Raw genomic sequence first — 22,020 nt, forward strand, 5'->3', positions numbered from 1 at the left:
ATGCTGTTCCTCCGGCGTGCCGGGCGGTCCGAACGAGCTGGTTCGGCTCGTCCCGGCTCCGGAGGTCCGGAGCGGCTGGTGTGATGGCGCCTCAGCCGAACTGCCTTGTGCGCCAGCCGGGACAACGTGTGGCCAGAAGGTCGCGTCCTCCTGACCGGTTGGCCATGCGTCGAGCGTAGGCCGTACGACAGCGGGGAGGGATTCCCTGTCGGTACACCCATCAACAAGGACTTCTTCGTCCTCGGGCGGGCACGTTGACTAGGTGCCGTGGACCCCTATGGGGTCGCTCCCGGTCGAAGTGAACGGAGCACGCCACGATGCTTCCGGTTGTCATGTACAAGCCCATGGACCACCGCATCGCCACCAAGGTCCTTCTCGCCTTCTGACGCGATGCCTCACCCGATACGGGGAGATGCCATGCCCACCTCACGCACCACCGCCCGCGTGGCGCTGTCGGCGATCCTCGGCCTGGCTCTCGCCGCCTGCGGCGGCAACGGCCAGGCCGGTGCCACGCCCGATGCAACGTCCACGACATCGCCCGGCAGCGCCAGCAGGGCGACGGCACCACCGAGCGACACGGCCGCGCCCCGGGAGGAACAGATGAATATTCAGATCACCATCAACGGTCAGCGCTTGCAGGCCACGATCTTCGACAGCGCCGCCGGCCGTGACCTGCTCAACCAACTGCCGCTGACCGTCGACATGACCGACCACGGCGCGGTGGAGAAGACCGGCCCGCTGCCGACACCGCTGTCACTGGACGGCCAGCCCGACGGTGCGGACCCCGATATCGGCGATGTTGGCTACTACGCTCCCGGAAATGACCTCGTCTTCTACTACGGCGACCAGTCCTACTACCCCGGCATCGTGATCCTCGGCCGCCTCGACGGCGACGCCGCCAGCCGCATCGCCGACATGGACGGCGCCGTCACCGCGACCGTCGAGACCCGCGCCGCCTGAACCCACCACGCCCGACCTCAACGGGAAACGTCAGCGGCGCCCTCATGTGTCACAGGACGCCGCAAGCCGGCTCCCGCCCAGCTCCGCGGACACCGTCCGCATCAACCGATGCCGTCAAAGGACGTGACATGACCAGTGCTGGCTCCACCCGCGAACAGATGTTCACCGGCAAGGTCGCCTTCGTCACCGGCGCCGCCGGTGGGATCGGCAAGGCCACCGCGCGAGCGTTCGCCGCCGCCGGTGCGACGGTTGCCCTGGCCGACCTCGACCAGGCCGGCGCGCACGCCGTCGCCGCCCAGATCCAGGCTGACGGAGGCACCGCCATGGCGTTCGGCCTCGACGTCACCGACAGCGACGCGGTCAAGGCCACCCTCGACCAGGTCGTCGCCGTCTACGGCCGCCTCGACCTCGCCTTCAACAACGCCGGCATCGAGCAAAGCCACACCACCACCGCTGACACGACCGAGGCGGACTTCGACAGGCTGATGACGGTCAACGTGCGCAGCGTGTTCCTCTGTCTCAAACATCAGATCCCGCTCATGCTCGCCGGTGGAGGCGGCGCGATCGTCAACACCTCCTCCGGCGCTGGTGTCATGGGCATCGCCCAGCAAGCCACCTACGCCGCGACCAAGCACGCCGTCATCGGTCTCACCAAGTCCGCCGCGCTTGAGTACGCTGCCCACGGCGTACGCATCAACGCCATCTGCCCCGGCATCATCGACACCAAGATGATCGAGCGCGTCAGCGGCGGAACCGACGATGGGTACGCCCAGATGATCGCCCAGGAACCCATCGGCCGCCTCGGACGACCAGAAGAAATCGCCTCCGCGGTGCTCTGGCTGTGTTCACCCACCGCCGCCTTCACCATCGGACATGCCCTGGTCGTCGACGGCGGCCAAACCGTCTAGGCGAGTGGCTCCCTCACGGCCTGCTTCGCAGCCGGCGCCAACCATGGCCTGCCGAGCGGCCTGTCCGGCGCTCGGATCGGCATTACCGTGAGCCTGTCCGAACGCCGGAGACGGCCTCTTCTTCTGTCACGCGCCGATGGCTGACAGCCCGCGGCCGGTGGACAGCGTCACCGGGACGCTCAGCCCGGTCGCCAGCGCCGTCTGGACGCGGTTGTGCCAGGCCGCCAGCTCCGCGCACGTCGTCCGCGTGACCGGCGAGGTCGAAGTGGTGGAGCCGCAGGTCGCGGCCTGAGCTGGCGGCCGGGTGATCAGCGGCCGACGAGCGACATGTGCTGCTCGTTGTAGCGGTTGCCCTGCACGCCTACACGGGCGGCGAGTTCGTTGAGATCGGCGAGTTCGTCGGCGGACAGCGGTACCCGCACCGCGGCGGCGTTCTCCTCGATCCGTTCCAGACGCCGGGTGCCGGGGATGGGCACGATCCCGGAGTGCTGGGCGAGCAGCCAGGCCAGGGCGACCTGCCCCGGGGTGGCGTCCTTCGCGCGGGCCAGTCCCGTGATGTGCTCGACCAGTGCCTGGTTAGCGGCGCGGTTGTCGCCGGTGAACCGCGGGATGCTCGCGCGGATGTCGCCGGCGGTGAATTCGGTGGCGGCGGTGACGGTGCCGGTGAGGAAGCCCTTGCCGAGCGGGCTGAACGGCACGAATCCGATACCCAGCTCGGCGCACGTCGGCAGTACTTCGGGTTCGGGGTCGCGGGTCCACAGCGAGTACTCGCTCTGCACGGCCGTTACCGGGTGCACGGCGTGGGCGCGGCGGATCGTGTCCGCGGCGGCTTCGGAAAGGCCGAAGTGGCGGACCTTGCCGGCCTTGACGAGTTCGCCGACGGTGCCGGCGACGTCCTCGATCGGCACGTCCGGGTCGACGCGGTGCTGGTAGAACAGGTCGAGCGCGTCGACCCGCAGCCGGCGTAACGACGCGTCAGCGACCCGCTTGATCTGCTCAGGCCGGCTGTCGAGCCCCACTGACTTGCCGCCTTCGATGCGCCAGCCGAACTTCGTGGCGATCACGACCTGGTCGCGCAGCGGCGCGAGGGCCTCGCCGACGAGTTCCTCGTTGACGTACGGACCGTAGACCTCGGCGGTGTCGAAGAAGGTGACGCCGCGTTCGACCGCGCCGCGCAGAACGCCGATCATCGCGTCGCGGTCGCCGGGGTTGGGTCCGTAGCTTTGAGACATACCCATGGCACCCAGGCCGATGGCCGAGACCCGCAGGCCCTGGCCGAGGGTTCGTGTGTGCATCGATGCTCCAGTCGTTGTGTCGAGGGGACGGGCCCCAGAGTGGTCCGGTCAATGTCGCGGGTACCCGGAGGCCCCCGAGTACCCGCGAGACTTGTTGCCGCGGTATTGCGGCAGAACTCAGCTCAGCTTGGCCCACTCGTCGACGGCGGCATGCTCATACGGGCAATCGGTTGTGGACGTCGTCGAGGTGCTGTCCGGCTCGATGATCAGGATCAGTGCGGATCCCGCATCCGGTACGTCAGCGCGTGTGGCCTCGTCGATGCCGACGGTGAACAGCGCTGCGGCGGCGAGGAACAGTGCCGCCGTTACCACGGTCGGTCGCATGTCACACCTGCAGCAGGGTCTTGATGGCGCGGCGTTCGTCCATTGCTTTGTAGCCTTCGGCGGCTTGCTCGAGCGGCAGCGTGAGGTCGAAGACCTTGCCCGGGTCGATGGCGCGGTCACCGATCAGCCGCATCAGGTCAGGGAGGAAGCGGCGCACCGGTGCGGGCCCGCCGTGCAGGTGCACCAGGGCGTTGAACATGTCCATGCCGGGCAGGCTGACGTCGTGGGTGACGCCGACGAAGCCGACGTGCCCGCCGGAGCGGGTGGAGTGCACGGCCTGCATCATCGACTCCTGGGTGCCGACGGCCTCGACGACCGAGTGCGCGCCGAGCCCGCCGGTCATGTCCTTGATCCGGGCGATGCCCTCGTCGCCGCGTTCGGTGACGATGTCAGTGGCGCCGAATTCGCGGGCGAGGTTCTGCCGCGGTTCGTGGCGGCTCATCGCGATGATGCGTTCGGCACCGAGTTGCTTGGCGGCGAGGACGGCGAGCAGCCCGACCGCGCCGTCACCGACGACGGCGACGGTCTTGCCGGGGCCGGCCTCGGCGGCGACCGCGGCGAACCAGCCGGTGCCGAGCACATCGGAGGCGGCCAGGTAGCTGGGGATCATATCGGCCGGTGGCAGCTCGGGCGTGGCGACGAGGGTGCCGTCGGCCAGAGGTACGCGCAGGTATTCGGCCTGGGAGCCGATGGTGCCCATCAGTACGCGGTGCACGCAAGCGCTCTGGTAGCCGGCCCGGCAGATGTCGCAGGTGTTGTCGGACGCCCAGAACGAGCCGACGACGAACTGCCCTTTCCTGACGCTGGTGACAGCGCTGCCGACCTCTTCGACGATGCCCACGTACTCGTGGCCCATCCGGGTCGGCCCCTGTTGCTTCTCGATGCCGCGGTACGGCCACAGGTCGAACCGCAGACGCAGGCCGCCGACAGCCGGATGATGGCATCGGTCGGCTCCTCGATCCGCGGATCGTCAAGTGTCTCGACGCGGACGTCGCCGGGGCCGTACATGATTGCACCGCGCATGATTCCTCCTCAGTAATGGTCACTGCAATAGTGCTGCGAATTCCCGGCCGATACGTTTCCATGCCAGCTGAAGGATGCCCTGTCAGTACCTGTTCCGTCGCGGCGATACGCTCACGCCGCGGATTGCCGCAGCCGATATCCGCGACCCACGATCGTTTCGATGGATCCCGGTCCGAGCTTGCGGCGCAGGGTGCCGACGGTGACCCGTACGGTCTGGGTAAAGGGGTCAGCGTGGGCGTCCCAGACGTGTTCGAGTAGTTGCTCGGCCGAGACGACCTCGCCGGGCCGGGTCATGAGGTATCGCAGGATCCCGAACTCCTTGCGGGTCAGGCTCAACGCTGCGCCGCCGCGGCTGACCTGGTGACGGGCCGTGTCCAGTTCGATGTCGCCGGCGACGAGCGTCGCGGTCGAGTGGCGGTTCTCCCGCCGGAGCAGCGCGCGCAGCCGTGCCAGTAGTTCGGGCAGGTGGAACGGCTTGACCAGGTAATCGTCGGCGCCGCCGTCCAAGCCCCGGACCCGATCGTCCAGGCCACCACGGGCGGTGAGGATCAACACCCGCAGCTCCGCCGCACCGGCGACCGGAATACGGTCCTGACGTAGATCACGACAGAGAGTGAAGCCGTCGCCGTCGGGCAGATTGACGTCGAGCAGCATCACGTCGTACTCGTTGACCGTCAGCCGTTCGTAGGCGCCGGCCACGTCCAGCGCGACATCGACCGCGTAGCCGTCACGGGTCAGGCCGATGCGCAGGCCCTCGGCCAGATCGGGCTCGTCCTCGACCACCAGCACTCGCATTTCCGCAACGCTATGGGTAGCGGTCACCGGCTGGAAGTCATTGTTAAGGGGTGTATCAACAGGGAACCCCTGATGGGTTGACTTCATCCGGAATCCGTATCTCGAACCCACCCGCCACTGCGGCCGGTTACTTTCGGATTATTTTCGGGCCGTGCTGATCTGCTTCTCAGGTCTCGACGTCGGCCAATGCCATCAAAACCGTGAGGATGGGAAACATGTCCGAAGACTTACCGGAAGGATCCGTGTCACGGCGAACCCTGCTCGCCAGCACGGCCAGTCTCACCGGCGTAGCAGCCACCAACGGCCTGGTACCGGAGGCCGTCTCGGCGAGTCCTTCGCTGGCAGTCGACGCGGAAACGTCAGGCCAGGTGTCGCTGCGGATCAACGGCGACCGGCACACCCTCGCGGTCGACAACCGCACGTCACTGCTCGACCTGCTGCGCGAGCAGCTCGGGCTGACCGGAACGAAGAAGGGCTGCGACGCGGGCGCCTGCGGCGCCTGCACGGTGCTCGTCGACGGCCGCCGGGTCAACGGTTGCCTGACCCTCGCCAGGCGCCTCGACGGCGCGGAGGTCACCACCATCGAGGGCCTGGCCGACGGCGACGAGCTGCACCCGTTGCAGCAGGCGTTCATCGACCACGACGCCTTCCAATGCGGGTTCTGCACGCCGGGACAGATCGTCTCCGGGACCGCCTGCATCGCCGAGGGACACACCGGGTCGGCAGCGGAGGTCCGGGAGTGGATGAGCGGCAACATCTGCCGCTGCGGCGCGTACCCCAAAATCGTGACAGCGGTGCAACAGGCCGCCGGGAGGCGATGACCGATGTTCCCCTTCACCTACACCCGGCCCGCCAGCACGCGGGCGGCCCTGGCTGCCGGCGCGAGCGGCGGCCGGTACATCGCCGGCGGCACCACCCTGGTCGACCTCATGCGGGAAACCGTCGAGCGGCCGGACAGCGTGGTCGACATCGCCGGGCTCCCGCTGGGCGGCATCACCGCGACCCGCGGCGGCGGCCTGCGCATCGGGGCACTGGTGAGCATGACCGACGCCGCCCGGCACCGGCTTGTCCGCACGGCGTACCCGGTCATCTCTCAAGCCCTGGAACTGAGCGCGTCGCCGCAGCTGCGCAACATGGCCAGCATCGGCGGCAACATCCTGCAACGCACCCGATGCACCTACTTCCGTGACGCCAGCGCCGCCTGCAACAAACGCGAGCCTGGCTCCGGCTGCGCGGCACGCGAAGGCTGGAACCGTACGCACGCCATCCTCGGCACCTCCGAGGCGTGTGTGGCCACCCACCCGTCCGACCTCGCCGTGGCCCTGACCGCGTTGGACGCCACCGTGCACCTGATCGGTTCTGCCGGGACACGCCAGGTCGCTGTCGGCGACTTCCTGCTGCAGCCCGGCGCGACCCCGCACCGCGAGAATGCCCTGCGGCCGGGTGAGCTGATCACCGCTGTCGAGATCCCGGCACATCCGCGCCCGCTGTCCTCCGGATACCTCAAGGTCCGCGACCGGCAGTCGTACGAGTTCGCCCTCACCTCCGCCGCGGTGGCCCTGCACGTCGACGGCGGCGTCATCCGGACCGCAAAGGTCGCCGCCGGTGGCGTCGGCACCGTCCCGTGGCGGCTGCGTGCTGTTGAGCTGCAGCTGGTCGGCCGGCGCCCGTCACCGCAACTGTGGGCCCGGGCCGCACAGCACGCTGCGGACGGCGCCCGCCCGCTTGCCCACAACCGTTTCAAGCTCGGCCTACTGGAACGTACCGTCGAGCGTCAGCTGCGCGTCGTAGGAGGAACCCGATGACCCAGCCTCGTAACGCCGTAGGGGTCGGGCACGCCCGGGTCGAGGGCCGCCTCAAAGTCACCGGCCGGGCCGGCTACGCCGCCGACCAGAACGTCGAGGGCATGCTGCACGCCGTCATCGTCGATGCCACCGTCGGCCGGGGCCGCATCACCGGCATCGACACCACCCGCGCGCAGGCTCAGCCCGGTGTCGTCGCGGTGATCAGCCACCTGAACGCCACCCGGCTCACGTATCGGGAGAACCCCGACTCCAACCACCCGCCGGGCGAACGGTTGCAGGCGTTGCAGGACGATCGGGTGCGGTTCTTCGGTCAGCCGGTAGCGGTTGCCGTCGCCGCCACCCTGCAGCAGGCACAGCACGCCGCGAGCCTGGTCACCGTCACCTACGACGCCGAGCAACCAGCGCTCGGGCTCGACGAGGGCACCCCCAATGCCGCCCAGAACTACGCGCGCGGCGATACCGCCGACGCCCTCGCCGCCGCCGACGTGCGGATGACCATGGCGTACGCCCCCGCACGCACTCATCACAACCCGATGGAACCGCACGCCACCGTCGCGCAGTGGGACGGCGACCGGATCACCGTGTGGGACAAGACCCAATGGATCAACGCCACCCAGGCCGAACTGGCATCGGTGTTCGACATCCCGCGATCCCAGGTGCGGGTCGTCAACCCGTACGTCGGTGGTGCCTTCGGCAGTGCGCTGCGGCCCTGGCCGCATGTGATCATCGCGGCGCTGGCGGCGCGGATGACGCGGCGCCCGGTCAAGCTGGTCCTCACCCGCCGGCAGATGTACTTCGGCACTGGGTACCGGCCCGCCTACGACTACCGGATCACCCTGGGCGCTGACCGCCGCGGCCGCCTGACCGCGATGGAACACACCATCCGGGCCGAGACGTCCTCCTACGAGGACTTCCGCGAGGCCGTCACCGCGGCCGGGGAATCGCTGTACAGCATGCCGAACGTCCGCATCGACTACCGGTCGGTCGCCCTGGACGTCAACACCCCGATCTGGAAACGCGGTCCCGGACCCGCCACCGCCGCGTTCGCCATCGAGGTGGCGCTGGACGAACTCGCGCACCGCGTCGGCGTCGACCCGGTTGACCTGCGGTTGCGTAACGAGCCCGAGAAGGACGAAGGTAGCGGGCTGCCGTTCTCCACCCGACGCCTGCGCGAATGCCTGTCCACCGGCGCCCGCGAGATCGGCTGGCAGCGCCGGGCCCGGCGACCCGGAACCCGCCGCGACGGCGACTGGCTCATCGGCCTCGGCATGGCCGCCGGCAACTACCACACCGTCTCCGCACCGGCGCAGGCCCGCGTCCGGTTGAACGCCGACGGCACCGCGTTCGTCGAAACGGCCAGCAGCGACATGGGCCCCGGCACCTACACGTCGATGACCCAGGTCGCCGCCGACGCGCTCGGGTTGACCCTGGAAACCGTTCAGATGCGGCTCGGCGACTCGCTGTACCCGCCGACCCCTCCGCACGGCGGCTCGATGACCATGGCCAGCATCGGTACGGCCGTCCTCAACGGCGGCGACACCGTGCGCCGCCAGGCCATCGATCTCGCGGTCAACGACCGGAATTCTCCGCTGTACGGTGCGGCGCCGGACAAGGTCGTGGTCCGCGACGGCCGGCTCACCGTGCGGGATCAGCCGGCCCGGGCCGAGACCTACCGGCGGCTGCTGGCCCGCAACGACCGTGACCACCTCGAGGCTGTCGGGTCGTACACCCCCAACGACGCCGGTCAGCGGTTCTCGATGAGCGCCTACGCGGCCACCTTCGCCGAGGTCGCCGTCGACGCCACCCTCGGCCTGATCCGCATCCGCAAGCTCGTCGGGGTCTATGACGCCGGCCGGATCGTGAACCCGCGGCTGGCTGAGAGCCAGGCGATCGGTGGCATGGTCGGTGGCATCGGTGCCGCCCTGCTGGAACACACCGTCACCGACGACCGCGACGGCCGCATCGTTAACGCCAACCTGGCCGACTACCTGGTGCCGGTCAACGCCGACATCCCTGAGCTGAAAGCCGTCTACCTCAACGGTGAGGATCCGCACATGGTGTCCCTCGGTGTGAAGGGCCTCGGCGAGGTGGTGCACGTCGGCGTGGCCCCGGCGATCGCCAACGCGGTGTTCAACGCCACGGGCCGCCGCGTCCGCTCCCTGCCGATCACCGTGGAGGCGTTGCAGTGAGCGAGCTGCGCGAGGTGTGGCCGTTCGTGGACGCGCATCACCGGGCGGGCCGGCCTGTCGTGCTGGCCCGCCTGGTCGGGCGCGACGGCCCCGGCGCCCGGCCGATCGGCGCGGTCATGGCCGTGGCCGCAGACGGCACGTGGCGCGGCTCGCTGTCCGGCGGCTGCGTTGAGGGCATCGTCATCGAGCATGCCCGCGCGGTTCTGGGCGGCGCACCGGCATGCCTGATCCCGGTGTCGCCGGGCGGCGAGCTGCTGCCGTGGGAACCGGCTCCGGCCTGTGCCGGCGAACTGCGGGTGTTGATCACCCCGGCGCCGCCGCCCGCGGTCCACGCGGCGATCACCGCGGCGCTGGCCACGGACGAGGCCCTGGATGTCGGCACGGCGCTGGAGTCCCCGCACGACTGGCGGCTCAGCGCGGCCATGGGCGCCTTCGTCGAGCGGCTGCGCCCGCGCCGGCGTCTCGTGCTCATCGGCGCCACCGATCTGGCCGCCACGATCGCCGACATGGCTCAGGGTCTCGACCGGTGGGTCGTCATCGTCGACCCGCGGGCCGGGCACCTCGGCTCCGGGGCGTTCCCGGCGAGCGCTGCGCTCGTGCGCTCCTGGCCGGACGAGTGGCTGCGACATCACCCGCTCGACCAGAACGATGCCGTGATCACGCTGAGCCACGACCCTCGCATCGACGACCGTGCCCTTCGCGCCGCTTTACCGGGACCGGCTCGCTATGTCGCCGCTCTGGGCAGCCGCGCTACCCACCGGCAGCGCCTGGGCCGTCTCGACGGTACGCCCGGGCTTGCCCGGCTGCGCGGCCCAGCCGGCCTTGACCTCGGCGGCGCCCGCATCGGTGAGACGGCCCTGTCGATCCTGGCCGAGCTCGTCGCCCTCGACCACGGCCGCACCGGGCAGCCCCTGAACACCGGGCAACTGCCTATCCGAGCCGGGGGGCTGTCCCGTGCGAGTTCGGACGGACTACTGACGGCTCGGTAGCGCCGACGATCTGTCAGTTCGAGACGGTGGGGGAGCCTTTCGCCGGCCGGGCGAGGACCAGGCCACCCAGGGACAGCACCATGCAGGCGATCATGAGCAGCGCCATCGGTACGGCGGTGTGCTCCCCGCCGAGACCGGCGATCGGCGCGATGACACCCGCGGCCACCCAGGTGACGAAGCCGAGCAGCGCCGACCCGGTGCCCGGATGCTCGGGCACCTCCGCCGATGCCAGGGCGCCGCCGTTGGGGCCGATCAGGCCCTGTGCCGTCATCAGCACGAAGAAGCAGACGATCACCAGCAGCAGTGGCGTGCTGAACCACAGCGCGCCTGCCAGCATCGCCACACCGGCAGCCAGCGCGGCGACCTGGCCGACGAGAATGACTTTGCGGGTGGCGACCCGGCCGGCGAGCCGGGCAGCGACCAGCGCGGCGAGGGTCATGCCGGCAGCGTTGGCGGCGAAGTCGATCGAGTACGCCACCGGCGACAAGCCGTTCATCGACTGCAACACGAACGCCGACGTCGCCACGTACGCGAAGATCGCACCCATTCCCGAACCGCTGACCAGCACGTATCCGACGTATCGGCGCCGGGCGAGGACCTGACGGCCGGCGATCGCGAACGCTCGCAGGCCGCCGCCGTGCCGGCGCTGCGGTGGCAGCGACTCGGGTACCGCGATCAGCACCGCCAGCACCATCGCCACGCCCAGTCCGGCGACAGCCCAGAACGACATCCGCCAGCCCGACAGCTGCAGGACGGCGGCACCCAGCAGCGGACCGGCGATCGGCGCGATTCCGCCGACGCCGGCGATAACGTTCAGCACCCGGACGAGCTGGGCGCCGCGCGCCAGGTCGACGATCACGGCCCGGCCGATCACCATCGCCCAGCCGCCGGCGAAGCCCTGCACGAACCGGGCGGCCATCATGACGCCGATCGACGGCGTCAGGGCGCACACCACCGACGCCACCGCCATCACGGCTACCGAGGCGATCAGCAGCCGGCGCCGGCCGTACTGGTCGGAGACCGGCCCGCCGATCAGCTGACCCAGTGCCATGCCGACGAAGAACGTGGTCAGCGTCAGCTGCACCTGCGTGGCCGTCGACGACAGGTCACCGGCGACATCTGGGAACGCGGGGACGTACATGTCGGTGGCCAGCGGCGCGATCGCGGTCAGGAAGATCACCGTGGCGATCAAGGTGGTGGTCAGCTGTGCCTGGCGCCGTACCCGGCCAGGCGCCGGCTGTTCGACGAGAACTGCACTCATGCTTCAAGAACACCCGGCCCGAGCGGTGGGAGGAAGTCACCGACGATGGGTGTACCAGCAGTACATTCCAGGTCAGCGGGCCGCGTCGTACCGTCGAAGACATGAACAATCGAGCCGAGGTCCACGACTTCCTCACCACGCGCCGCGCGAAGATCACCCCGGAACAGGCGGGGCTGCCCGCCGCGGGGCAGCGCCGGGTGCCCGGTCTGCGGCGCAGTGAGGTCGCCGCGCTGGCCGGCATGAGCGTCGAGTACTACGCCAAGCTGGAACGCGGATCGCTGGCCGGTGTCTCCGCCGGGGTGCTCGAGGCGATCGCCCGTGCCCTGCAACTCGACGAGGCGGAACGCGCCCATCTCATGCGCCTGGCGCAGGAGGCCAGCGGCACCAGCGCGCTGGTGCGGCCCACCCGCCGGCCCAAGCAGTGGACCGTACGACCGAGCCTGCAATGGACGCTGGACACGATCACCGCTCCGGCGATCGTGGTGAACAACCGGCAGGACCTGCTCGCCGCCAACCTGCTCGGCCGTGCCATGTACAGCGACGTCTACATCAAAGCCAACGGCGTGCCGAACTTCGGGCGGTTCACGTTCCTCGACAGCACCGCCCACCGCTTCTACCCCGACTGGAACCTCGCCGCCGACATGACCGTGGCGAACCTGCGTACCGCCGCAGGCAAGGACCCGCACGACAAGGGCCTGCACGACCTGGTCGGTGAACTGTCCACCCGCAGCGAGGACTTCCGCCGCCGCTGGAGCGCGCACAACGTCCGCACCCACGGCACCGGCACCAAGACCTTCCACCACCAGGTCGTCGGCAACCTCGAACTGGCCTACGAGACGATGGATCTGCGCGCCGAGGACGGAGCCGGGATGACCATCTACGCCGCCGAACCGGCCTCGCCCACTGCACAGGCCCTCAAACTGCTCGCGTCGTGGGCCGCCACCAACGAAAGCACCCCTGCCACATCGCAGCGATAGACGGCCTGGTCCTCGGCAGCCGCCCCGCACACACGAAGAGAAACAGGACCATGGCTCGCGTCTTCATCACCGGCTCGGCCGAGGGATTAGGCCGAGCCACCGCGGACACCCTTCTCCACGAAGGGCATGAGGTCATCGTGCATACGCGCAGCATCGAGCGGCTGGCCGCGGTGAAAGATCTCGTCGATCGCGGCGCTTCGGCAGTCGTCGGCGATCTGGCCGAGGTGGAGCAGACGCGTGACGTGGCCGTCCAGGTCAACCGGCTGGGCTCCACCGATGTGGTCATCCACAACGCGGGGGTTTACAGCGGCGCGCAGGTCCTGCCGGTCAACGTCGTCGCGCCGTACCTGCTCACCGCGCTGATCCGGCGGCCGCGACGACTGATCTATCTCAGCAGCGGCATGCACCACGGCGGACGCGACACCCTGGCTCGGCTGGACTGGACCGATACCCGGTCGACGGGCTCGTACTCCGACAGCAAGCTGTTCGTCACCGCCCTCGCCCTCGCGGTGGCGGGCCTCTGGCCCGATGTGCACAGCAACGCCGTCGACCCGGGCTGGGTACCCACCCGGATGGGCGGGCCCGGCGCCCCTGATGATCTGCGGCTGGGCCACCTCACGCAGGAGTGGCTGGCCACCAGCGACGAGCCGGCGGCGTTGACCAGCGGTGGCTACTGGCACCACCAGCAACGCCGCGAACCGCATACTGCGGCTCGCGACGTCACCTTTCAGGCCGGGCTTCTCGATGCGCTGGCCGACTACACGGCGACAACGTTGAAGTGAAACGGGTGGCTCTGCCCTTGCCGTACCGGTATCCGGCTCGTCCTACCGGCCGCCGGTCGAACAGGGGGCGATGTCGACTCGCTGGTCCGGATCGCCGTTGACCGTCGGGTTGATGGGCGCTTGCGCGGCGGTGCGCCAAGGCAATGCCGGCCACCACGGCTGTTGTGCGGCCACCGCATCGTCGGTCGGCTCGGTCGGCACCCCGGGTACGAGTGCCAGGTAGCGCTGCCCGCGGCATGCCGCTTCGGCTCGTACCCGTTCGACCGGTTCGGTCCAGCTGTGCGGGGCGAGGCTGAACCGTCCCCAGTGCACCGGGATCATCAGCTCACCGCGCACCAGGGCGTTCGCTTCGACGGCGAGTTCCGGGCTCAGGTGGGTGTCCGGCCATTTCGGGTCGTACTGCCCGGAGTCGATCAGCGTCACGTCGAACGGGCCGAGACGTTGCCCGATCTGCGCGAGCTCGGCGAAGTACCCGGTGTCGCCGGAATACCAGAGGCGGTGCTGCGGGCCTCGCAACGCCCACCCCGACCACAGGGTTTCGCTGCTGCGCAGCGGGTCCCGGGCGGACGAGTGCCGAGCCGGTGTGGCAACCAGCTCCACGGAACCGACAGTGGCACTGTCCCACCAGTCGAGCTCACGGATCCGGTCCGCCGGGATGCCCCATCGCTCCAGGTGAGCCCCGATTCCGAGTGGCACCACGAACGTGGTGGCTGACCAGCCTGCCATGGCCCTGATGGTCGGATGGTCGAGGTGATCCCAGTGGTCATGCGAGATGAGCACGACGTCCATCCGACCGAGATCGGCGAGTGCCGCCGGCGGCGGATAGAACGCCTTGGCACCCAACAGGCCGGACGGCCCGGCCTGTCCTCCCCATACCGGGTCGATCAGCACCCGCAGACCGTCGATCTCCACCAGCGTCGAGGAGTGACCGAACCAGGTGACACGCATTCCATGCGTCGGCGCGACAGCGAGCCGGCCGGTATCGGTCGCCGCGATGCTGAGGGGCTGATCCGGGCTGCTCGTGGCGCTGTCACCGCCGGGAATCGATGCGGTGGGCGACAGCCACTGCGGCCAAGGATCGGCGAACTCGCCGTCTTTCCACTGCGGTGACTGTTCGATTCTTGCCAGCCGGTCGCCTGACGGGGACGCGCCGAACGGTGCGGTGCGCACATAGATCAGACCACCGACCACGGCGATCACCATGAGCGCGCCGATGACGGCCAGGGCCCGGCGTACCCAGCGCCGTCGACGTCGGGGGAGGGCAGGTGCAGCCTTATCCTGGGTGTCTCCAGAGATGATGGCGACGTCAGTGCCGTCGCCGCGATCCGGTCGTGCCGTCATACGGGGATCCTCCTGTGGGAGCAGGCGTGCGCCCGCTTGGCGTCAGCCAGATGTTCGAAGTACTCAGCAGGCGTGGGTTCGGATCCTGGCCTCGCGGCATCGGCCTGCACTCGGTGGCCCGAAGTGCCCGCCAGCACCCCCGGGCCGCCGCGCGGGATCAGCGGGTGCGTAGGACCTCGTCGAGGATCCGGCCGGCGTTGTCGGCCTGCCGGGTGCCTACTTCGTTGCCCAGGACCTGCACCAGACCACGTAGCTGGCCTTCGGTCAGGCCGGTGTTGAGCCCGATGGCGAAGTGCGACCGCAGTTGTGATTCCGTGCCCTTCAGCGTGGCCAGAGCCGCGATGGTCGCCACCTCGCGGCTGCGCCAGTCGAGGTTGTCGCGGCTGAAGATGTCGCCGAACAAGTGCGTCTTGAGGAACTCGTCGATCGCGGGTGCGAAGTCGAACATCGGACCGGTGACCGGGGCTCCAGTCAGCTTCGTCTGGTTGTCGGTGCCGAGCTCCAGGATGTCCGTACCCTCGGGCAGCGGCGCCGGTTCCGGACCGGTCTCGTCGGTGATGCCCTTGGCCTTGCGCTGTTCGAGCACGGTCATGAAGGTGCTGATGGCGTTGAGGCTGCGGGGGAAGCCGGCGTAGGCGTACATCTGCACCAGAACTTCCTTGACCTGGTTGACCGTCACCCCGGCGTCCAGGCCTTTGTTCAGCGCGGTGGTCAGCCGGGGCAGGTCGCCACTCGCGCTGAACGCGCCGATCATGGCTACCGTTGCGTGCTGTTCGCTGAGTTCCCCGGTCTGCTCCTGGTCGCCGGCGACGTGCCCGTGGTACTGCTGGTCGGAGACGTGTTCCATCCAGGTCACGTTCTGCCCGTCACGCACGCTGGTCAGGGCCATGTGGGTCATGACGCTGTCCGGGGCGGCGCCGTGCCAATGCTTCACGCCGGGCGGGCACCACACCACGTCCCCGGCGCGGATCTCCTCGATCGGGCCGCCCCATTGCTGGGTGCGGCCCACGCCCTCGGTCACCACGAGGCGTTGCCCGGCCGGGTGGGTGTGCCATGCCGATCGGGCGCCGGGCTGGAACGTCACGTACGCGCCCGAATACGGCGCGGTTTCACTCGCGGGAAACAGGGTGTCGACGCGTACCTCGCCGGTGAAGGTGTCCGGCGAGCCGGCGGTGGAGGTCTGGTCCTGGCTGCGGGTGATCGTCTGCTTCTTCCTGCGGTCGTCCTTGTCCGCGGCGGCCGCTGGAGTTCCGGCCAGAATCAGCAGTGGCAAGGCGAGTACTGCGAGTGCTCTTCTCATGGGCTGCCTCCCTGGCGTGCGGGATGTGCTCGTGGTTTTGCGCGGGTCTCGGGCGCGGGGTGTCGGCGAGGGGGAAACCGCAGACCTGCGGTGGGCCGCGGCTTGGTCGCTCCAGCTCGCCGCGTCGGTGACTGCTGCGGTGGTGTTACTTCGCGAGGTTCTTGGCGAAGAAGGTGTCCAGAGCGTCGAAGGGGATCAGGTCCGTGCGGTCGTAGAGGTCGATGTGGCGGGCGCCGGGGACGACGAGCAGTTCCTTGGGGCCGGTGGCCTTGGCGTGCACGGCGTCGCTGAACCACTTGGAGTGCGCCTGATCGCCGGTGACGAGCAGGATCGGCCGGGGCGCGATGTCGGCGAGGTGGCGCAGTTCGCCGAAGTTGATGTGCGCGGCGTCGCTGGTGATGGTGAACCCGCCGATCGAGCGGGGGTGGTGGCCGCGGTCGGCGACGTAGTACTCGAAGAACTCCGCCGTGATCGGGTCGAGGCCGGCGGCCGGGATTTCGGCCGGGAAGGTCGGGCTCAGGGTGGGCGTGCCGGCGTCGACGTCGGCCCAGCGCTGCTCGGCGATACCCGCGAGGGTGTTCTGCCGGTCCTCGGCGGTGCCGCTGTCGAGCCAGCCGTTGCGCTTGACGCCGCTGATGTCGTACATCGCCGTGGTGGCGACGGCCTTGATCCGCGGGTCGGCGGAGGCCGCGCTCAGCGCGAAGCCGCCGCTGCCGCAGATGCCGATCGCGCCGATGCGTTCGCGGTCGACGTAGCTGAGGGTGCCGAGGAAGTCGACGCCGGCGCTGAAGTCCTCGGCGAAGATCTCGGGGGAGGTGATGTGGCGCGGTTCGCCGCTGCTCTCGCCGTTGTAGGACGGGTCGAAGCCGATGACGACGAAGCCGCGGCGGGCGAGCTCCTGGGCGTACACGCCGGGGCCCTGCTCCTTGACGCCGCCGTGCGGCGGGCCGACGACCAGAGCCGCGTGCGTGACGGACTCGTCGAGGTCGGCGGCCCGATACAGGTCGGCGGCGATCTCGATGCCGTACCGGTTGCGGTAACGCACGGGTGTACGGGTCACGCCGTCCGCCAGGACGAAGGTGTAACCATCAGACTGCAGAGGCATGAGGGAGACTCCTTTCAGCGACTCATGTCGTTCGGTTCGTATTCAGTCAACGCCCACGCTGACGAACGAAGAAGTCACTCTCGAAAGGTGTACTGACAGGGCACCCCACCACGGATGCCGATGCGAATGATGTGACTGTCGGGAGACGAATTCCAGGACTACTGCCGCATCGGGAAGAAACCATCCCGCTCTTTCACCGACTGGCATGGCCTTTCCGGAAAACCGTCATGGTCAGCGCTGCTCCTTCTTTCTGTCGGCTTTCGCCGGCAGATGATGCTGTCAATGCTGGACCCGACGCCGTGATCGCGAACGGGCCGTAGCGACCGAGGAGAGACACTGATGATGCGTCGACGACGGACCTTGCTGGCAGCTGTTCTGGCGGTGACCACCGTCGCCGGTTGCGGTGTCGGCGGATCTGGATCTGCCTCCAGCGGGCCGGCGGCTGCCGTCGCGACCAGCCCCGCCGCCAGTGCTGCCACCGGCAGTCCCGACCTCGACGCTGCCGAGGTTATGGCTGCGGGCTTGGAGGTGCCGTGGGGTCTGGCGTTCCTGCCTGGCGGGGACGCGTTGATCACCGAACGCGACTCCGGCCGGGTGCTGCGGCTGGCAGCGGGCTCGGGCCAGGCCCGGCCGGTGTTCCAAGTGCCCGGGGTGGCCGCCGTCGGCGAAGGCGGGTTGCTCGGGGTCGCGGTCTCCCCGGACTTCGCCCGCGACAACCTGGTGTACGTGTACTTCACCGCCGAGCAGGACAACCGCATCGGACGGTTCCGGCTCGACGGCGGCGACTTCGAAGTCGTCTTCGAAGGCATCGCCAACGCGAGTTACCACAACGGCGGGCGCATCGCGTTCGGCCCCGACGGTCTGCTCTACGTCGGCACCGGGGACGCCGGCGACACCGCCAGTTCGCAGGACCCGGCCAGCCCGAACGGCAAGATCCTGCGCCTGACCGCGGACGGCGATCCCGCGCCCGGCAACCCCACCGCCGGGTCGCCGGTCTACAGCCTGGGCCACCGCAACGTGCAAGGGCTGGCCTGGGATGCGGCCGGCAGGTTGTTCGCCACCGAGTTCGGCCAGAACGACCTCGACGAGGTGAACCTCATCGAAATCGGCCGCAACTACGGTTGGCCGCAGGTCGAGGGGGAAGGCGACACTGGTGGCGGACGATTCACGGATCCCCTCGTGACCTGGCAGGTTCGTGACGCGTCGCCGTCCGGCATGGCGATCTCCGGGAACACCGCCTACGTTGCCGCGTTGCGCGGGGAACGCCTGTGGACGTTGCCGCTGGACGGCACGAGCGTCGGGGAGCCGGTCGCTCGGCTGCAGCAGTACGGGCGGCTGCGGACCGCGCAGATCGCCCCGGACGGCGCCCTGTGGGTGACCACATCCAACACCGACGGGCGTGGTGACGTGCGCGACGGCGACGACCGGATCCTGCGCTTCGCCGCCCGCTGACGGCTGGAATGCCTGGGTCATTGCCACCCTTGCCATCGGGGGAGCGGGGCAACTGCTTCCGGTAACAGAACTCAGGCCAGGTCGCGTTCGACCTGACCTGGTTCCACTGTGTGGTCAGAGCGTTGCGGCGGCCGGTTCGTCAGCGGCCGCAGAACCGGAACTGCCGCTTTTCTCGGGACAGTCCCACTCGCCCGTGGACGCAGTACCACCGTCGCCCTGCGGCACCGCCGGGCTCACTTCGGCAACGACCGGCACCGACGTTTCGGTCTGTGCCGCGGCCAGCGCCGTTCCACCGACGCTGGCCGCGACGGCGGCGGCACCGGCCGCGACGGCCAGCCCAATGACAGTTCTTGTGCGCATTTCTCGCTCCTGACTATTCCGCTATCGGATGCCACCAGCCGACCAGCCGGCCCCGAAAATCCTTCGAAGATCGAGGAGGGCGTAGCTTCGCTCGGCTTTCGGTACCGGTTGCTGTCATGAAAGTCCGGGGCGGGCGCTCGGTGCATTCCCCCCAGCCCGGGCGTTCGCCCTGCGATCTCTGCCGCAAGCCATCAGAGGAGACTCATGACAACCATCGCACCAGACACCGACGTGCGTCTGCTGGAGCAGACACTGTTCGAGGTCAAGAAGGTCATCGTCGGGCAGGACCGGCTCGTCGAGCGGCTGATGACAGCACTGCTCGCCGGCGGGCACTGCCTGCTCGAAGGTGTGCCGGGTGTGGCAAAGACCCTCGCCGCGGAGACCCTGGCCGTCGCGGTAGGCGGCGTCTTCCACCGCATCCAGTTCACCCCCGACCTGGTGCCGTCCGACATCCTCGGCACCCGCATCTACCGGCCCAGCCAGGAGAGCTTCGACGTCGAACTCGGCCCGATCATGGCGAACCTGGTGCTCGCCGACGAGATCAACCGGGCCCCGGCCAAGGTGCAGTCGGCACTGCTGGAGGTGATGGCCGAAGGCCACATCTCCATCGGCGGCCACACCCACCCGGTGCCCAGGCCGTTCCTGGTGCTGGCCACCCAGAACCCGATCGAGAGCGAGGGTGTCTACCAGCTGCCGGAGGCGCAACGCGACCGGTTCCTGATGCGCGTCGTGGTCGGCTATCCCAGCGACGAGGACGAGCTGGGCATCCTCTACCGCATGGGCGGTCGGCGGCCCACCGCCCGGCCGGTCCTGGACACCGCTCGGCTGGAGTCGTTGCAGCAGCGGGCCCGTGACGTGTTCGTGCATCACGCGCTGGCCGAGTACGTGGTCCGGCTGGTGGTCGCCACCCGCGATCCGGCGCGGTTCGGGGTGCCGGAGGCGGCTACCCAGCTCGCGTACGGTGCCAGCCCACGCGCCACCCTCGGCCTGGTCGCCGCCGCCCGCGCGCTCGCGCTGCTGCGCGGCCGCGACTACGTGCTGCCCGGCGACGTGATCGACATCGCACCCGATGTGCTGGCCCACCGGCTGGTGCTCGCCTTCGACGCGGTCGCCGACGGTGTGCAGCCCGAGACGATCGTGCACCGCCTGCTTGAGGCGGTGCCGCCACCGGTGATCGCCCCGGCCCAGCAGAACACCGGTTTCGGCCTCGGAGCCGCCGCATGAACACCGGCGCGTCGATCAACGAACTCGCACCGGAACGCCGGCTGCGGCGCCTCGAACTCGTCGTCACCCGCCGCCTCGACGGCCTGCTGCACGGCTCCCATCTGGGACTGCTACCCGGACTGGGCAGCGAACCGGCCGGCAGCCGCGAATACCGGGCCGGCGAGGACGAGGTGCGGCGCATGGACTGGGCGGTCACCGCCCGGACCACCGTGCCGCACGTGCGCACCGTCGACGCCGACCGGGAACTGTCCACCTGGGTGCTCGTCGACGCCACCGCCAGCATGGACTTCGGCACCGCCGAATACGAGAAACGCGAACTGGCCGTCGCCGCGGTCGCCGCCGTCGGGTTCCTCACCACCGGTGGCGGCAACCGGCTCGGCGCGCATCTGCTCACCGCCGACGGTGTCCGGCGGCATCCGGCACGCGTCGGGCGTACCCCGCTGCTCGGGATGCTGCGCACCCTGCTGGCCGCGCCCCGCGCCGCCGAGGCCACCGTTCAGATCCCGCTGGCCGACGCGATCGACGGCCTGTCGCGGGCCGTGCCGCGCCGCGGCCTGATGGTGGTCGTCTCCGACTTCCTCGACGGCCTCGACGAGGACGGGCTCGGCCCCGGCGCGCCGGACTGGGAACGTCCGCTACGCCGGCTGGCGGGCCGGCACCAGGTGCTCGCTGTGCAGGTCACCGACCCGCGCGAACAGGAGCTCCCCGATGTGGGCCTGCTGGCCCTCGTCGATCCGGAAAGCGGACGGCGCCGCGAGGTGCACACCGCCAGCCGCAAACTGCGCCAGCGGTACGCCGAAGCCGCCAGCCGCCAGCAGCAGAGCGTCACCGACGGGATCCGCCGGGCCGGTGCCGCCCATCTGGCCCTGAGCACCGACCGGGACTGGATCGCCGACATCGTCCGCCACGTGTACGCCCAGCGCCGCCTCGCCCGCGGCGCCCACCGACCCATGACCCCACCAGGAGCGTCCGCATGACCTGGCTCTCCCCGGAACGGCTGTGGCTGCTCGCCGCCGTCGCCGCGCTCGCCGTCGCCTACGTGATCGCCCAGCGCCGCCGCAGCCGCTACGCCGTCCGCTTCACCAACCTCAAACTGCTCGACCGGGTCGCACCGAAGCGGCCGGGCTGGCGCCGGCACGTCCCCGCCGGGCTGTTCCTGGCCATGCTCGGCCTGCTCGTCGTAGGTTTCGCCCGCCCGCAGGCCGAAGTGCAGGTACCCCGCGAACGGGCCACCGTCCTGGTCGCCGTGGACGTGTCCCGCTCCATGCTCGCCGACGACGTCGCCCCCGACCGGCTCACCGCAGCCAAGGACGCCGCCCGCCAGTTCGTCGCCGAACTACCCGAGCAGTTCAACGTCGGCCTGGTCGGGTTCGCCGGCTCCGCGTCGGTGCTCGTGCCGCCGACCACGGACCGGTCCACCGTGAACGCCGGTGTCGACCGGCTCGCCGAAGGCGCCTCCGGGCCGGCGGGTACCGCGATCGGCGATGCTATCGCCACCTGCCTGGACGCGATCCGCACGCTGGACGCGCGGGCCGGGGAGGACGTGCCACCGGCGCGGGTGGTCGTGCTCTCCGACGGCGCCAACACCGCCGGCCGGAACCCGGACGAGGCGGCCCGGCTCGCCACCGAACTCGGCGTGCCGGTCGACTCGATCTCCTTCGGCACCGCCGCCGGGACGATCGAGGGCGGGCAAGCCGTGCCCGTCGACGGTCAGACGCTGCAGGCCGTCGCGGAGACCACCGGCGGCAACTACTTCGAGGCCGGCAGCGCCGATGAGCTGCGCGCCGCCTACGCCGACATCGGCAGCTCGGTCGGCTACCAGACCGAGGTCGAAGACGTGTCGGCCCGCTTCATCGGCATCGGCCTGGTCCTCGCGGTTCTGGCCGCCCTGGCCTCCCTGTTCTGGTTCGCCCGCCTGCCGTAGAAAGGC

At 69.7% G+C, this 22,020-nt stretch carries 22 protein-coding genes; 13 read left to right on the forward strand and 9 right to left on the reverse strand.

Going from position 1 to position 22,020, the window contains the following annotated elements; translation table 11 throughout:
- Positions 1-417 precede the first annotated feature (417 nt).
- The 3 genes from ACQPZW_RS11420 (at position 418) to ACQPZW_RS11430 (ending at position 2,160) form a co-directional block, all read left to right on the forward strand.
- Complete coding sequence (locus tag ACQPZW_RS11420) at positions 418-960, forward strand: cyclophilin-like fold protein (RefSeq protein WP_433794820.1); 543 nt, start codon at positions 418-420, stop codon at positions 958-960.
- Positions 961-1,088: 128 nt separating this feature from the next.
- The gene (locus tag ACQPZW_RS11425) at positions 1,089-1,868 is read left to right on the forward strand and encodes a glucose 1-dehydrogenase (RefSeq protein WP_433794821.1); all 780 of its coding nucleotides are present in this window, start codon (positions 1,089-1,091) and stop codon (positions 1,866-1,868) included.
- 136 nt (positions 1,869-2,004) lie between these two features.
- Complete coding sequence (locus tag ACQPZW_RS11430) at positions 2,005-2,160, forward strand: hypothetical protein (protein ID WP_433794822.1); 156 nt, start codon at positions 2,005-2,007, stop codon at positions 2,158-2,160.
- 16 nt (positions 2,161-2,176) lie between these two features.
- On the opposite strand, the gene ACQPZW_RS11435 is transcribed toward ACQPZW_RS11430, so the two are convergent.
- The 4 genes from ACQPZW_RS11435 to ACQPZW_RS11450 form a co-directional block, all read right to left on the reverse strand.
- The gene (locus tag ACQPZW_RS11435; RefSeq protein ID WP_433794823.1) at positions 2,177-3,163 is read right to left on the reverse strand and encodes an aldo/keto reductase; all 987 of its coding nucleotides are present in this window, start codon (positions 3,161-3,163) and stop codon (positions 2,177-2,179) included.
- Between the two features lie 117 nt (positions 3,164-3,280).
- Positions 3,281-3,487, reverse strand: coding sequence for a hypothetical protein (locus ACQPZW_RS11440; RefSeq protein WP_433794824.1), 207 nt, complete (start codon positions 3,485-3,487; stop codon positions 3,281-3,283).
- 1 nt (position 3,488) lies between these two features.
- Positions 3,489-4,343, reverse strand: coding sequence for a zinc-binding dehydrogenase (locus tag ACQPZW_RS11445; RefSeq protein ID WP_433794825.1), 855 nt, complete (start codon positions 4,341-4,343; stop codon positions 3,489-3,491).
- Between the two features lie 278 nt (positions 4,344-4,621).
- Complete coding sequence (locus tag ACQPZW_RS11450; protein ID WP_433797506.1) at positions 4,622-5,305, reverse strand: response regulator transcription factor; 684 nt, start codon at positions 5,303-5,305, stop codon at positions 4,622-4,624.
- 368 nt (positions 5,306-5,673) lie between these two features.
- On the opposite strand from ACQPZW_RS11450, the gene ACQPZW_RS11455 reads away from it, so the two are divergent.
- The 4 genes from ACQPZW_RS11455 to ACQPZW_RS11470 are packed head-to-tail and all read left to right on the forward strand — an operon-like array spanning position 5,674 to position 10,288.
- Positions 5,674-6,126 carry a (2Fe-2S)-binding protein gene (locus ACQPZW_RS11455; protein ID WP_433797507.1) on the forward strand — a complete coding sequence of 151 codons (453 nt, stop codon included), beginning with the start codon at positions 5,674-5,676 and terminating at the stop codon, positions 6,124-6,126.
- Positions 6,127-6,129: 3 nt separating this feature from the next.
- Positions 6,130-7,110 carry an FAD binding domain-containing protein gene (locus tag ACQPZW_RS11460; RefSeq protein WP_433794826.1) on the forward strand — a complete coding sequence of 327 codons (981 nt, stop codon included), beginning with the start codon at positions 6,130-6,132 and terminating at the stop codon, positions 7,108-7,110.
- Entirely contained in the window at positions 7,107-9,299 is a 2,193-nt protein-coding gene (locus tag ACQPZW_RS11465; RefSeq protein WP_433794827.1) for a xanthine dehydrogenase family protein molybdopterin-binding subunit, read from the forward strand. Before ACQPZW_RS11460 ends, ACQPZW_RS11465 begins: the two co-directional genes overlap by 4 nt.
- Positions 9,296-10,288, forward strand: coding sequence for an XdhC family protein (locus ACQPZW_RS11470; RefSeq protein WP_433794828.1), 993 nt, complete (start codon positions 9,296-9,298; stop codon positions 10,286-10,288). Before ACQPZW_RS11465 ends, ACQPZW_RS11470 begins: the two co-directional genes overlap by 4 nt.
- Positions 10,289-10,301: 13 nt before the next feature.
- On the opposite strand, the gene ACQPZW_RS11475 is transcribed toward ACQPZW_RS11470, so the two are convergent.
- Entirely contained in the window at positions 10,302-11,549 is a 1,248-nt protein-coding gene (locus ACQPZW_RS11475) for a multidrug effflux MFS transporter (protein ID WP_433794829.1), read from the reverse strand.
- Between the two features lie 101 nt (positions 11,550-11,650).
- Here ACQPZW_RS11475 and ACQPZW_RS11480 point away from each other — a divergent pair, with 101 nt between their 5' ends.
- On the forward strand, positions 11,651-12,526 hold the full coding sequence (locus ACQPZW_RS11480) for a helix-turn-helix transcriptional regulator (RefSeq protein ID WP_433794830.1): 876 nt from the start codon (positions 11,651-11,653) through the stop codon (positions 12,524-12,526).
- Positions 12,527-12,576: 50 nt separating this feature from the next.
- Positions 12,577-13,308: an SDR family NAD(P)-dependent oxidoreductase gene (locus tag ACQPZW_RS11485; protein WP_433794831.1), complete on the forward strand. Its 732-nt coding sequence runs from the start codon at positions 12,577-12,579 to the stop codon at positions 13,306-13,308.
- A gap of 42 nt (positions 13,309-13,350) precedes the next feature.
- Here ACQPZW_RS11485 and ACQPZW_RS11490 read toward each other — a convergent pair whose 3' ends face one another.
- The 3 genes from ACQPZW_RS11490 to ACQPZW_RS11500 all read right to left on the reverse strand — a co-directional run bounded on the left by ACQPZW_RS11490 (position 13,351) and on the right by ACQPZW_RS11500 (position 17,054).
- The gene (locus ACQPZW_RS11490) at positions 13,351-14,649 is read right to left on the reverse strand and encodes an MBL fold metallo-hydrolase (protein ID WP_433794832.1); all 1,299 of its coding nucleotides are present in this window, start codon (positions 14,647-14,649) and stop codon (positions 13,351-13,353) included.
- A 157-nt stretch (positions 14,650-14,806) separates the two neighbouring features.
- Entirely contained in the window at positions 14,807-15,949 is a 1,143-nt protein-coding gene (locus ACQPZW_RS11495; protein ID WP_433794833.1) for a (R)-mandelonitrile lyase, read from the reverse strand.
- A gap of 145 nt (positions 15,950-16,094) precedes the next feature.
- A complete protein-coding gene (locus ACQPZW_RS11500) occupies positions 16,095-17,054 on the reverse strand; it encodes an alpha/beta hydrolase (protein ID WP_433794834.1) in 960 nt (319 codons plus the stop codon).
- Positions 17,055-17,393: 339 nt separating this feature from the next.
- Here ACQPZW_RS11500 and ACQPZW_RS11505 point away from each other — a divergent pair, with 339 nt between their 5' ends.
- Positions 17,394-18,506, forward strand: coding sequence for a PQQ-dependent sugar dehydrogenase (locus ACQPZW_RS11505; RefSeq protein ID WP_433794835.1), 1,113 nt, complete (start codon positions 17,394-17,396; stop codon positions 18,504-18,506).
- A gap of 114 nt (positions 18,507-18,620) precedes the next feature.
- Here ACQPZW_RS11505 and ACQPZW_RS11510 read toward each other — a convergent pair whose 3' ends face one another.
- Positions 18,621-18,866 carry a hypothetical protein gene (locus ACQPZW_RS11510; protein ID WP_433794836.1) on the reverse strand — a complete coding sequence of 82 codons (246 nt, stop codon included), beginning with the start codon at positions 18,864-18,866 and terminating at the stop codon, positions 18,621-18,623.
- A 204-nt stretch (positions 18,867-19,070) separates the two neighbouring features.
- On the opposite strand from ACQPZW_RS11510, the gene ACQPZW_RS11515 reads away from it, so the two are divergent.
- Genes ACQPZW_RS11515 through ACQPZW_RS11525 form a run of 3 tightly spaced genes read left to right on the forward strand, consistent with a single transcriptional unit; the run spans position 19,071 to position 22,014 of the window.
- Entirely contained in the window at positions 19,071-20,090 is a 1,020-nt protein-coding gene (locus ACQPZW_RS11515; RefSeq protein ID WP_433794837.1) for an AAA family ATPase, read from the forward strand.
- Complete coding sequence (locus ACQPZW_RS11520; RefSeq protein ID WP_433794838.1) at positions 20,087-21,067, forward strand: DUF58 domain-containing protein; 981 nt, start codon at positions 20,087-20,089, stop codon at positions 21,065-21,067. The genes ACQPZW_RS11515 and ACQPZW_RS11520 overlap by 4 nt, the downstream gene beginning before the upstream one ends.
- Positions 21,064-22,014: a VWA domain-containing protein gene (locus ACQPZW_RS11525; protein ID WP_433794839.1), complete on the forward strand. Its 951-nt coding sequence runs from the start codon at positions 21,064-21,066 to the stop codon at positions 22,012-22,014. Before ACQPZW_RS11520 ends, ACQPZW_RS11525 begins: the two co-directional genes overlap by 4 nt.
- Positions 22,015-22,020 lie beyond the last annotated feature (6 nt).

The sequence above is a fragment of the Actinoplanes sp. CA-252034 genome, assembly GCF_050956125.1.
Taxonomy (GTDB): domain Bacteria; phylum Actinomycetota; class Actinomycetes; order Mycobacteriales; family Micromonosporaceae; genus Actinoplanes.